This window comes from Pantoea sp. M_9 (assembly GCF_008631385.1).
GTDB lineage: Bacteria > Pseudomonadota > Gammaproteobacteria > Enterobacterales > Enterobacteriaceae > Pantoea > Pantoea eucrina.
The window spans coordinates 743,737-755,684 of record NZ_VWUF01000001.1 but is presented as its reverse complement, the minus strand read 5'-3'; the positions used below and the strand labels follow the sequence as shown (position 1 = coordinate 755,684).

Annotated in this window: 9 protein-coding genes and 1 pseudogene; 6 read left to right on the top strand and 4 right to left on the bottom strand. The window is 57.8% G+C overall.

The genetic code is table 11. The features are described 5' to 3' along the window. Window positions 1-2: 2 nt before the first annotated feature. Entirely contained in the window at window positions 3-776 is a 774-nt protein-coding gene (gene hisP / locus F3I15_RS03375; RefSeq protein WP_039379092.1) for a histidine ABC transporter ATP-binding protein HisP, read from the top strand. 103 nt (window positions 777-879) lie between these two features. On the opposite strand, the gene F3I15_RS03370 is transcribed toward hisP, so the two are convergent. Beyond that, the gene (locus F3I15_RS03370; RefSeq protein WP_150016541.1) at window positions 880-1,827 is read right to left on the bottom strand and encodes a sugar-binding transcriptional regulator; all 948 of its coding nucleotides are present in this window, start codon (window positions 1,825-1,827) and stop codon (window positions 880-882) included. Window positions 1,828-2,023: 196 nt separating this feature from the next. Between F3I15_RS03370 and dalD the strand changes: the two genes are divergently transcribed. The 4 genes and pseudogenes from dalD to F3I15_RS18440 all read left to right on the top strand — a co-directional run. Next, complete coding sequence (dalD, locus tag F3I15_RS03365) at window positions 2,024-3,418, top strand: D-arabinitol 4-dehydrogenase (RefSeq protein WP_150016540.1); 1,395 nt, start codon at window positions 2,024-2,026, stop codon at window positions 3,416-3,418. 10 nt (window positions 3,419-3,428) lie between these two features. Next, window positions 3,429-4,898 carry a xylulokinase gene (gene xylB, locus F3I15_RS03360; protein ID WP_150016539.1) on the top strand — a complete coding sequence of 490 codons (1,470 nt, stop codon included), beginning with the start codon at window positions 3,429-3,431 and terminating at the stop codon, window positions 4,896-4,898. A 27-nt stretch (window positions 4,899-4,925) separates the two neighbouring features. Further along, a complete protein-coding gene (locus F3I15_RS03355) occupies window positions 4,926-6,206 on the top strand; it encodes an MFS transporter (RefSeq protein WP_150016538.1) in 1,281 nt (426 codons plus the stop codon). Window positions 6,207-6,281: 75 nt separating this feature from the next. Further along, window positions 6,282-6,443 (top strand): annotated as a pseudogene (locus F3I15_RS18440) (SDR family oxidoreductase); the annotation flags it as partial. Between the two features lie 13 nt (window positions 6,444-6,456). Here the strand turns inward: F3I15_RS18440 and F3I15_RS03345 are convergent. Next, entirely contained in the window at window positions 6,457-7,368 is a 912-nt protein-coding gene (locus tag F3I15_RS03345) for a TIGR01777 family oxidoreductase (protein ID WP_150016537.1), read from the bottom strand. A 330-nt stretch (window positions 7,369-7,698) separates the two neighbouring features. On the opposite strand from F3I15_RS03345, the gene yfcD reads away from it, so the two are divergent. After that, window positions 7,699-8,244 (top strand): NUDIX hydrolase YfcD, encoded by a 546-nt coding sequence (gene yfcD, locus F3I15_RS03340; protein ID WP_039379079.1) that lies wholly within the window; start codon window positions 7,699-7,701, stop codon window positions 8,242-8,244. A 79-nt stretch (window positions 8,245-8,323) separates the two neighbouring features. On the opposite strand, the gene pta is transcribed toward yfcD, so the two are convergent. Together pta and ackA are read right to left on the bottom strand one after the other, a co-directional pair. Beyond that, window positions 8,324-10,468 (bottom strand): phosphate acetyltransferase, encoded by a 2,145-nt coding sequence (gene pta, locus F3I15_RS03335; protein ID WP_190314890.1) that lies wholly within the window; start codon window positions 10,466-10,468, stop codon window positions 8,324-8,326. 68 nt (window positions 10,469-10,536) lie between these two features. Continuing rightward, window positions 10,537-11,739: an acetate kinase gene (gene ackA / locus F3I15_RS03330; RefSeq protein WP_150016536.1), complete on the bottom strand. Its 1,203-nt coding sequence runs from the start codon at window positions 11,737-11,739 to the stop codon at window positions 10,537-10,539. Window positions 11,740-11,948 lie beyond the last annotated feature (209 nt).

The following is an 11,948-nucleotide window of genomic DNA, read 5'->3' as shown; positions in this document are numbered from 1 at the left end:
CTATGGCTGAAAATAAATTACAGGTTGCCGAACTGCACAAACGTTACGGTGAACATGAAGTTCTGAAAGGCGTCTCACTGCGCGCCAACGCCGGCGATGTGATTAGCATCATTGGCTCTTCTGGCTCCGGGAAAAGTACGTTTTTACGCTGCATTAACTTCCTCGAAAAGCCGAGCGAAGGGGCTATCGCTGTTAATAACGAACAGATTGCGCTGGTGCGTGATACCGACGGCCAGCTGAAAGTGGCGAACAAGGAGCAGCTGCGCTCGCTGCGCACGCGCCTCACGATGGTGTTTCAGCACTTCAATCTCTGGAGTCATATGACGGTGCTGGATAATGTGACTGAAGCACCCATTCAGGTGCTTGGTCTGAGCAAGGCGGAAGCGCGCGAACGGGCGATTAAATATCTGGATAAAGTCGGGATTGATGCGCGCGCGCGGGCAAAATATCCGGTACATCTCTCTGGTGGCCAGCAACAGCGCGTCTCGATTGCCCGTGCGCTGGCAATGGAACCGGAAGTGCTGCTGTTTGATGAACCGACCTCAGCGCTCGATCCCGAGCTGGTAGGCGAAGTGCTGCGTATTATGCAGAAGCTGGCGGAAGAGGGAAAAACCATGGTCGTGGTCACGCACGAGATGGAGTTTGCCCGCCACGTCTCTAACCATGTGATTTTCCTGCATCAGGGAAAAATTGAGGAAGAGGGGACGCCCGATGAGCTGTTTGGCAATCCAAAGAGTCCGCGCCTGCAGCAGTTTTTAAAAGGCTCGTTAAAATAGGCTGCTGAGCCGTAGCGGCGCAATTCATGGCGCGCTTGTTTGCCATCTGGCGATCAACCCCGCGCGATAAATCGCGTCGCTACGTATCGCAAAAACGTTTTAATCACTCGCCAAGCAACTTCAGCGCCGTGTCTTCGTCGGTCACCAGCCCGGAGATCCACCCACCCAACAGCGCGGCGCGAATGGCCGGATATTTCCGTGCGCTGCCGGCAAAGCCGATAATCTTCCGCTGCGTCTGACTCTCCAGCAGCACGCTGGTGAGCAGCGCATCAGTTTCGCCCCACACCCGCTCGCCCTGCTGATTAAAGAAATGGCCAAGCATCTCACCCACCACGCCACGCGTGTTAAGCGCTCTGACCTGCACATCGGTTATAAAGCCTTCGGCATTTAGCGGACAGCCCGGCTGCACTTCACCAATGCCAACAAACGCAACGTCCGCCTGCAGGGCGCGCTGCGTCACGCGCTGGTAGACCTGATGCTGCACCCACATAGTTTTGTCTTCGGGCGTGTCGGCATAGAGCGGCGCGGGGATGAAAAAATATTTGCCCTGCATTTTCTCAGCCATCTTTAGCGGCACGTCGTAACGCGTACCGGAATCATCGCGCGCAATCGCACCAATCATCGACACGCACTGATGCTGTGGCCGTTCAATCCACGGCAGCGCGTCGATCATCGAACGCAGCGTTTTGCCGGAGCCAATGCCGAACACCTGCGGCTGCTCCTCGCTGATAAACTGGCTCATCACTGAGGCGCCTTCAACGGCCAGCATCTGCTGAATAGCGTCATCCTCCAGACGGGCAGAGGGCACCACCCGACACAGATCAAGACCAAATTTCGTCTGCACCTCGTGCGCCAGTTGCAGACAGTGGGTAACCGGATGATCGATTTTGACGCTGACCATGCCCATTTCCCGTGCGCTGGACACCAGCCGCTGCGCCACCTGACGCGATAAGCCGAGCGCGCGCGCAATCTCCTGCTGTGTTACGCCAGCGACGTAATACATCCATGCCGCCCGCGCCGCCAGCTCCTGCTTTTTCTCTTCTCTGCTCATCACGCGCTTCCGTCGAAAACTGAAGCGTCAGTTTATCGCGGAATCAGACACAAGTGCTAATCGGGCAAAAGCCCTAAGTTAGAGCAAATGTATTAATTGTGATGCATCTCGCAGAACAAAATGTTAGCCGACGGCTATGCTACGTCGTATCGGGCAAATGCCCTTCGCAATGGCAAAAGCTTACTTAGAGGCGATTATGACGACGAATTTAGTATGGATGCACATCGGTGCTGGATCCTTTCACCGTGCCCATCAGGCGTGGTATCTGCACAAGCTACGTGAGCAGGGTGATGAGAGCTGGAGCATTGCGCTGGGCAACATCCGCAATGATGCAGCGGTACTGCTCAATCAGCTGCAGGCGCAGAACGGCGAGTATGTGCTGGAGACTGTCACGCCAGAGGGTGAACGCGCGTATGAAACCATCACCTCGCTGCGCAAAATCCTGCCGTGGGACAGTGACATCAGTGCGCTGGTCGCCCAGGGCGCAGAGGCGCACACCCGCGTGATCAGCTTTACCGTGACCGAAGCCGGTTACTACCTGACGCCAGAGCATGAGCTGGATCTGGCGCAGCCGGACGTGCAGGCTGATATTCACGGTGAAATCCGCACGCTGTACGGCGCGCTGACGCGGATTCTGCAGCAGCGTATGGCCAGCGGCGGCGCAGCGGTTACGCTGCTGAGCTGCGATAACCTGCGCCACAACGGAGAGCGCTTCCGCCACGGGTTCCTCTCATTTCTGGCGGCGAAAGGCGATATGGCGCTGGCGGCCTGGGTGCGTGATAACACCACGTCGCCTGACACCATGGTAGACCGCATCACACCGCGCCCGACATCCGATGTGGCGGAACGCGTCAGGGCCGCTACCGGTAAGGAGGATGGCGCGGCCGTGATGGCTGAATCCTTCATTCAATGGGTAATCGAAGACAATTTTATCGCCGGTCGCCCGGCGCTGGAGAGAGTGGGCGTTGAGCTGGTGGACAGTGTGTTACCGTGGGAAGAGGCGAAAATCCGCATTCTCAACGCCACGCACGCGGCGATTGCCTGGGCGGGCACGCTTACCGGACTGAATTACATTGACGACAGCACGCGCCAGCCGGCGATTTATCAGCTGGCGCACGACTACATCACTCAGGATGTTATTCCGTCGCTCACGCCGTGTCCGCTCGATCTCGCCGATTACCGCGATGTGGTACTGGCGCGCTTCAGTAATCCCTATATCAAAGATACCAACCAGCGCGTCGGCGCGGATGGCCTGTCAAAAATCCCTGGCATGGTAACGCCGACGCTGCGTGAGACCTGGCAGCGCGGCGCGGAGCCCGCCGCTACGGCGGTATTGCCGGCGCTGTTCTTCCTGTTTCTGCAGCGCTGGGCCGCTGACGATCTGCCTTATACCTATCAGGATGGCGCGTTGCAGGCAGAGGCATTGCGTCAGCAATTTGCGGCTGCCGATGCGCTGGACGCGTTTATCCGCGACAAAGCGCTGTTTGCTGAACTGGCGGATGATGCCGCATTTCACGCGCTGATGCACCGTACGGTGGCGGATCTGCAGCGCTGGCTGAAACAGCCTGAACAGATGCTGGCAGCGGTATAAGGAGCGTGTGATGTATCTTGGCATTGATATTGGCACCTCCGAACTCAAAGCGCTGATCGTCAACGCGCAGGGCGACATTGTGGCCTCCAGCCATGCCACGCTTAGCGTGCAGCGTCCACATCCGCACTGGGCTGAGCAGGATCCGGAAAGCTGGTGGCAGGCGTGCGAACAGGTGCTGGCCGCACTGCGACAACAGGTGCCGGAGGCCTGGCACGCCATCCGCGCCATTGGCCTCTCCGGCCAGATGCACGGCGCAGTGCTGCTGGATGCCGACGGCCAGGTGTTGCGCCCGTGCATACTGTGGAACGACACGCGCAGCGCCGCCCAGTGCGAGACGCTGCGCACCCGACATCCGCAGATGATGCACATCAGCGGCAACATGATCATGCCGGGCTTTACTGCCCCCAAACTGCACTGGGTGGCTGAGCACGAACCCGCGATCTTCCGGCGCATCGCGAAAGTGCTGCTGCCGAAAGATTATCTGCGCTGGCGGCTCACCGGAGCATTCGTCAGCGAGCCGTCCGATGCGGCGGGCACGCTGTGGCTGGATGTGGCACAGCGCGACTGGTCAGATGAACTGCTGGCGATAAGCGGACTGACGCGCGCGCAACTGCCCACGCTGGTGGAGGGAAGTGCCGTCAGCGGCACGCTGCGTGAAGATGTTGCCCGTGCCTGGGGCTTGTCCGCCACGGTGAGCGTGGCAGGCGGCGGCGGTGATAACGCGGCCTCTGCGGTAGGCGTTGGCGCGGTTAATCCCGGCGATGCGTTTATCTCACTCGGCACATCCGGCGTGATCTTCGTGGTTAACGACCGTCTGCAGGCCGATCCACAATCCGGCGTGCACGCTTTTTGCCACGCGCTGCCGGGGCGCTGGCATCAGATGAGCGTGATGCTAAGTGCTGCCAGCTGTCTGCGCTGGCTGTGCCAGCTGTTATCGGTGAGCGAGAATCAGCTAATGGCTGAGATGGCAGAACTGAGCGCGGAGCAGTGCCGCCGCGCACCGCTGTTTTTGCCCTATCTCTCGGGTGAACGCACACCGCACAACGATCCTGATGCCTCAGGCGCTTTCTTCAATCTGCGCCACGAAACACCGCGTGCGCTGCTGGGTTATGCGGTGATTGAAGGCGTAGCGTTTGGCCTGGCGGACGGACTGGCGGTGCTGGGCGATGCGCAGCGACAAATTATCCAGTGCAGCCTGACCGGCGGCGGTGCGCGCAGCACGCTGTGGGCACAGCTGATTGCGGATGTGCTGCAGCTGCCGATCGTCACTCATCCAGCCAGCGCCTCGGGCGCTCTCGGGGCCGCGCGTCTGGCCTGGCTCAGTGCCGGCGGCAACGAGCAGCAGGTATGCCTGAAACCGCCGGTTCAGGCGCGTTACCAGCCCGATGCGGCGCGCGGTGCGGTGCTGCAGCAGCGCCTGCGCCTGTTCCGCGAACTCTACGCTCAACAACAGCAGGCACGCGCGCTGCTGCCTGCCTGATGGCTTACTGAACAGAGGAAGATGGTGATGCAAGCGAACGATTACTGGTTTGGCTTACCGAAAAAAATGTTCTGGGGCTTCCTCGCGATTGCCATTTTTATGGCGGGCGACGGCTTCGAAATGGCGTTTCTCTCCCGCCATATTACTGACATGGGCTTCACGCCGGGCCAGTCGGCGCTGGTGTTTACCTTTTACGGACTGGCGGCGGCGCTGGCGGCCTGGGCGTCCGGCGTGGTTGCGGAGTTGATTACCCCGCAACGTGCAATGCTGATTGGCTTTGTGCTATGGATAGTGATGCACACGCTGTTTATGTCACTCGGTCTTGGCCTGCGCAATTATCCGCTGATGGTGCTGTTTTACGGCATTCGCGGGCTGGCTTATCCGCTGTTCATCTACTCCTTCATGATGATGCTGGTGCAGGTACTGCCGCGCGAGAAACTGGCTGCCGCCACCGGATGGTTCTGGGCGATGTATTCAGTCGGCATTGGCGTGGTCGGCAGCTATCTGCCCAGCCTGACTATCCCGATGCTGGGTGAAACCGGCACGCTGTGGCTGGCGATTGGCTGGGTAGCGGCGGGCGGCGTACTGGCCTTCTTCAGCCTGCGCAATGTGCCGGTGGATCGTTCACGCGTGAATCTGCCGCTGCGCGACAAGATGACCGAAATGTCACGCGCAGTGACCATTCTGTTCACCAACCAGCACGTGTTTTACGCCTGCCTGATTCGCATCATCAATACGCTATCGCTGTTTGGTTTCGCAATTATCATGCCGCTGCTGTTTGTTGATCGTCTCGGCTTTACCATCTCTGAATGGTTGCAGATTTGGGCCGTGTTCTTTTTTGTCACCATTTTCACCAACATCTTCTGGGGCATCACCGGCGAGAAAATTGGCTGGATCCGCCAGGTGCGCTGGTTTGGCTGTCTCGGTATGGCGATCTCCAGCCTGGCGTTTTACTACCTGCCGCTGTATGCCGGCCACAATTTCTGGGTCGCGCTGATTCCGGCGGTGATGCTGGGGATTTTTGTCGCGGCATTTGTACCAATGACCGCCGTGTTCCCGACGCTTGAACCGCATCATAAAGGCGCAGCCGTTTCGATTTACAATCTGTCGGCAGGCCTCAGCAACTTTGTGGCACCGGCGATTGCTTCAGTTATGTTGCCGTTCTTCGATATCGTCGGCGTGGTATGGGTATATACCGGGCTGTATGTGTTTGCCGGCGTGCTGACGTTTATTATTCGCGTGCCGCAACCGGGACACACCCGGGAAGCATCCGCAGTGAAATCGCGTATCGCGCAGCAGCGCAGTTGAGCCTGTACGAAAAAGTGCACTATTTGAATATCCGCAGGTTATTGCCTCAACTAAAGAGACGAGGCGCTGCCTTAACGCTTTTATGATCGTATTCTGCAGCGCCGCGCCAGTGAGCCGTGAGATATCGCCAGCGCAATTGCTTTTATCGCCAGCGATGACGCACGTTATATCACCGGCGTTAACCTGCGGGTTGAGGGAGGTCTGACGGCGTCTAATGCCCAGCCGAAGCAGGCCTGAGCCGCTTCGATGGTTATGGACGGGACGGTGACCCCGCCACATCCTGCAGCGCCTGCTGTAAATCGTACCAGCGAAAGGTAAAGCCGGACGCCTCCAGCCGTTTAGGCAGCACATGCTGTCCGCCTAATACCAGCACCGCGGATTCCCCCATCATCAGTTTAATGGCGGCCGCCGGCGTGCGCATAAAAGCGGGGCGGTGCATGACCTGTCCCAGCGTCGCGGCAAACTGTTCGTTACGCACCGGATAGGGGGCAACCATGTTGAATGGACCGCGCAGCGACGGGTGATCCATCAGCCAGATGATGGCATCGATCATGTCATCAATATGGATCCACGGCAGATACTGTTTGCCGCTGCCAATCGGCCCGCCCACGCCAAGACGAAAAGGCAGTTTCATCTTTTCCAGCGCACCGCCTTCCGGCGCCAGTACCACACCGGTGCGCAGCAGGCAGACCCGCGTTTGCTCGCTCTCTGCTTTGAGCGCCAGCTGTTCCCAGCGCGCGCACAGCGTATGGGTAAACTCATCCTGACCGGGATCCTCTTCGGTCACAATGACCTCGCCGCTGTCGCCATAGAAGCCAGTGGCCGAACCGGAGATCAGAAACGCGGGAGGAGTACTGCTGGCGTGAATCAATGAAACCAGCTGTTCAGTGATTTGCCAGCGGCTTTCGCACAGCTGCTGCTTCTGGCTGGCGCTCCAGCGCTTATCGGCGATCGGTTCGCCAGCCAGATTTATGACGCCATCTATACCGTTCAGGTCCGTCTGCTGATTGATGCCTGACCATAACTTCACGCGCGCATCAAGTTTGTCGCGTGCTGCTGCCACGTCGCGCGTGACTACGCTCACCTGATGACCAATCTGTAACAGGCGCGGGATCAGATGGCGGCCAATCAGTCCGGTACCGCCGGTGATAAGCAGATGCATATTGAGTCTCCCTGGAATTTTTTTATTTGCGCTGAATTGAGCATAGATGAGAAGCGGAGAGTGAGTGTGACAGCGCCTGCAGCGTGAGGGAAAAAGCGGCCCTGAGGCTGCCGGAGAGGTAAAGATCCGACCAGCAGATTATTGCCTTAGGCGAAAAAAGCCGGTAAAGATGTGGCACCCCGGCTGCTTGTGCTGAGGCTGGCGGGATCGGGCAAAGCACGCTGAGCGCTTGCGACAGTGATAAGAACGCTTTACCTTACGCGCATTCTGATAAAGCAATAAAAAAAATCGACGCGTGCCGCGCACGCTAAAACGTCAAAAGGGTTACGGATGGTGGATCAAACGGCAGATGACGCTATTGAGTGGGTGGATATCGTCAGCGAAGAGAACGAAGTGATTGCGCAGGCCAGCCGGGCTCAGATGCGGGCACAGTGTCTGCGCCATCGCGCCACCTATATCGTGGTACATGATGGTATGGGCAAGATCCTGGTACAGCGTCGCACAGAAACCAAAGATTTCATGCCCGGCATGCTGGATGCCACCGCGGGTGGCGTGGTGCAGAGCGGTGAAGAGATGCTCGAATCTGCACGGCGCGAAGCGGAAGAGGAGCTGGGGATCGCGGCAGTACCCTTTGCTGAACACGGCAAGTTCTACTTTGAAGATCAGCACTGCCGCGTCTGGGGCGGGCTGTTCAGCTGTGTTTCCCACGGTCCGTTTGCGATGCAGGAGAGTGAAGTTGATGAGATTTTCTGGATGACGCCAGAAGAGATCACGGCGCGCTGCGATGAGTTTACCGATGATTCGCTGAAAGCGCTCTCGCTGTGGCTGAGCCGCAATAGCGATGCAGCACGCAGCAAGCAGAACAGCGAAAGCTGACCGCTGCATCTGCATGACGCGAAAAAAAAAGCATGCGCCTGGCGCATGCTTTTTTTATACCTGAGCAGGGGAGAGGAGCTTACCCTTCCGCCTGCTGCGACTGAATGGCCGTCAGGGCGATGGTGTAGACGATATCATCGACCAGCGCGCCGCGTGACAGGTCATTGACCGGTTTACGCATGCCCTGCAGCATCGGCCCGATAGAGATCAGATCGGCAGAGCGCTGCACCGCTTTGTACGTAGTGTTACCGGTATTGAGATCCGGGAAGATAAAGACCGTGGCGCGTCCGGCAACCGCCGAATTGGGCGCTTTCGACCGGGCAACATCTTCCATAATGGCCGCGTCATATTGCAGCGGACCATCAATAACCAGATCGGGGCGCTTCTCCTGCGCAATGCGGGTGGCTTCGCGCACTTTCTCAACGTCGCTGCCCGCACCGGAGTTGCCGGTTGAGTAAGAGATCATCGCTACGCGCGGATCGATACCAAAGGCGCTGGCGGAATCTGCAGACTGAATCGCGATTTCAGCCAGCTGCTCCGGGTTAGGATCGGGGTTGATGGCGCAGTCGCCGTAGACCAGTACCTGTTCCGGCAGCAGCATAAAGAACACGGATGAAACCAGCGAGCTGCCGGGCGCCGTTTTGATCAGCTGCAGCGGCGGACGAATGGTATTGGCAGTGGTGTGCACCGCGCCAGAGACCAGGCCATCCACTTCTCCGCTCTCCAGCATCATGGTCCCCAGCACCACATTGTCTTCCAGCTGCTCCTCCGCCACGACTTCCGTCATGCCTTTGCTTTTGCGCAGCTCAACCAGGCGCGGCACATAGTTTCCGCGCACAACTTTCGGATCGACAATCTCAATGCCGGTGCCCAGCTCCACGCCCTGAGCCGCCGCCACGCGCTGGATCTCATCCGGATCTCCCAGCAGGACGCAGGTGGCAATGCCGCGCTCGGCGCAGATTGCCGCCGCTTTAACCGTGCGCGGTTCGTCGCCTTCCGGCAGGACAATGCGTTTGCCCGCTTTACGTGCAAGTTCGGTCAGCTGATAGCGGAAAGCAGGAGGCGACAGGCGACGACTGCGTTCGGAAGTGGCGGTCAGCGACTCAACCCAGTCGGCGTTGATAAAGCCGGCAACATACTCCTGCACTTTTTCAATACGCTGCGTATCGTCAGCCGGTACTTCCAGGTTGAAGCTCTGCAGGCTCAGTGACGTCTGCCAGGTGTTGGTTTTCACCATAAACACCGGCAGGCCGGTCTGGAAAGCGCGCTCGCACAGGCGGGCAATAGGCGCTTCAATCTGATAGCCACCGGTCAGCAGAATGGCACCAATTTCAATACCGTTCATCGCTGCCAGACAGGCAGCAACCAGCACGTCAGGGCGATCGGCCGAGGTCACCAGCAGCGAGCCGGGACGGAAATGCTCCAGCATGTGCGGGATGCTGCGTGCGCAGAAGGTCACAGATTTGACGCGGCGCGTCTCGATTTCACCTTCGTTGATGATTTCCGCGTTGAGGTGGCGGCACATATCGATAGCGCGCGTGGCGATCAGGTCAAAGCTCCACGGCACACAGCCCAGCACCGGCAGCGGACTGTTGGCAAACAGCTGTTTCGGATCGATGTTGGCTACGCTGGCTTTAGAGGAGTCATCGAAGATCTCTGACAGATCGGGGCGGGTGCGCCCCTGCTCATCAACCGGCGCATTGAGTTTGTTGATAATAACGCCCGTGATGTTTTTATTTTTACTGCCGCCAAAGCTGCTCTGGCTTAGTTCAATACGCTCTTTCAGCTGAGCAGGGGAGTCGTTGCCTAGCGCCATTACAAAAACAATCTCTGCATTGAGCGTCTTGGCGATCTCGTAGTTGAGCGCAGAAGCGAACTGATGCTTGCGTGTCGGCACCAGGCCTTCGACCAGCACCACCTCTGCTTCTCTGGCCGTGGCGTGGTAGTTGGCAATGATCTCCTCCATCAGCACATCCTGCTGGTTTGAACCCAGCAGTGACTCAACGCGCGACATCTGCAGCGGTTCAGCAGCAGGAATGGCGGAGTTTTTACGGATAATGGTGGTTGTCTGGTCCGGTCGATCGCCCCCGGCACGCGGCTGTGCAATCGGCTTGAAGACGCTCAGGCGTACGCCTTTGCGCTCCATTGCGCGGATTACGCCAAGGCTGACGCTGGTCAGGCCGACGCTGGTGCCGGTGGGGATAAGCATAACTGTACGTGACACGTTAAAAACCTCGCGGTGTTACAGGGTGTCAAAAAGGCTCCGTCAGCCTGAGCCGACGGAGAAAAGGATCAGGCCGTCAGGCGCGCGGCGTCCTGCGCGATCACCAGCTCTTCGTTGGTCGGAATCACCACTGCCGGACGGGTGCCTTCTTTATTGATGAAGCCAGACTTGCCGAAGCGCGCCGCGAGGTTGCGGTCGTGATCAACTTCGAAGCCCAGCAGCGCCAGTTTGCCCAGCGCCAGCTCACGTACCAGAGCCGCATTTTCGCCAATGCCGCCGGTAAAGATCACGGCATCCAGACGGCCATCCATGAGCGCCGTATAGCTGCCGATATATTTGGCCAGCCGGTGGCAGAAGACATCCATCGCACGTTTTGCATCTTCTTTGGTCGCATAGTTATCTTCAACATAGCGGCAGTCGCTGGTCACTTCCGTCAGGCCCAGCAGTCCCGACTCTTTGGTCAGCAGCTTGTTGATTGCATCAACGCTCATACCCAGAGCGTCATGCAGGAAGAAAACAATGGCCGGATCGATGTCGCCGCTGCGGGTGCCCATAACTAATCCTTCCAGCGGCGTCAGGCCCATTGAGGTATCAACGCACTGGCCGTTACGAATAGCAGACACGGAGCCGCCGTTACCAAGGTGACAGGTGATGATGTTCAGCTCGCTGACTGGCTTGTTCAGCATTTTTGCCGTTTCCTGCGTTACATAGTAGTGGCTGGTGCCGTGAGCGCCGTAGCGGCGTACGCCATGCTCACGATAGAGATGATAAGGCAGGGCGTAGAGATACGATTCTTCAGGCATTGTCTGATGGAAAGCCGTATCAAAAACCGCCACATTCTTATCAGAGAGATGCGGGAAATTTTTCATCGCCTCATCAATACCGATTAAGTGCGCCGGATTGTGCAGCGGTGCAAAAGAAGAGGCATCTTTAATGCCCTGAATGACCGCCTCATCAATGATGACAGACTGGGTCAGTCGCTCACCGCCATGTACGATACGGTGGCCGATTGCAGCGATTTGTGCCGAAAGCTCTGGTTTTTGTGCCAGAATAGATTTAACGATGAAGTTCAGCGCTTCGCTGTGGGCTGCGCCTGCACCTAATGGTGCTTCCTGCTTGCTGCCTTCCAGCTTCCATTTAATCCGCGCTTCCGGCAGGTGGAAACATTCAGCCAGTCCCGACAGGTACTCATCGCCGGTAGCTGGATTGAGGATAGCAAATTTAAGAGAAGAACTGCCGCAGTTCAGAACCAGTACTAACTTCGTCGACATGGAAGTACCTATTTGTTAAATAGTGGCTAAAAATAACGCAATCAGACTAACAGCGTAGCCCATGAAAGCGGGGCGATTTATGATTAACATCATGCGCCAGCTAAAAAGAAAACGACACGCTAAAAAATTTCGGTAATTTTACGCAAATTTTTGAAAGCGCTGTAGCAATACCTGGCTCTGGCTGTGCTTTAATCAGGCGGCAGCTTCCG

What these genes read in the sequence shown, in the direction of transcription:
- hisP (WP_039379092.1), top strand. Translation starts at nt 3, where the DNA reads ATGGCTGAAAATAAATTACAGGTTGCCGAACTGCACAAACGTTACGGT.
- F3I15_RS03370 (WP_150016541.1), bottom strand. Translation starts at nt 1,827, where the DNA reads ATGAGCAGAGAAGAGAAAAAGCAGGAGCTGGCGGCGCGGGCGGCATGG.
- dalD (WP_150016540.1), top strand. Translation starts at nt 2,024, where the DNA reads ATGACGACGAATTTAGTATGGATGCACATCGGTGCTGGATCCTTTCAC.
- xylB (WP_150016539.1), top strand. Translation starts at nt 3,429, where the DNA reads ATGTATCTTGGCATTGATATTGGCACCTCCGAACTCAAAGCGCTGATC.
- F3I15_RS03355 (WP_150016538.1), top strand. Translation starts at nt 4,926, where the DNA reads ATGCAAGCGAACGATTACTGGTTTGGCTTACCGAAAAAAATGTTCTGG.
- F3I15_RS03345 (WP_150016537.1), bottom strand. Translation starts at nt 7,368, where the DNA reads ATGCATCTGCTTATCACCGGCGGTACCGGACTGATTGGCCGCCATCTG.
- yfcD (WP_039379079.1), top strand. Translation starts at nt 7,699, where the DNA reads ATGGTGGATCAAACGGCAGATGACGCTATTGAGTGGGTGGATATCGTC.
- ackA (WP_150016536.1), bottom strand. Translation starts at nt 11,739, where the DNA reads ATGTCGACGAAGTTAGTACTGGTTCTGAACTGCGGCAGTTCTTCTCTT.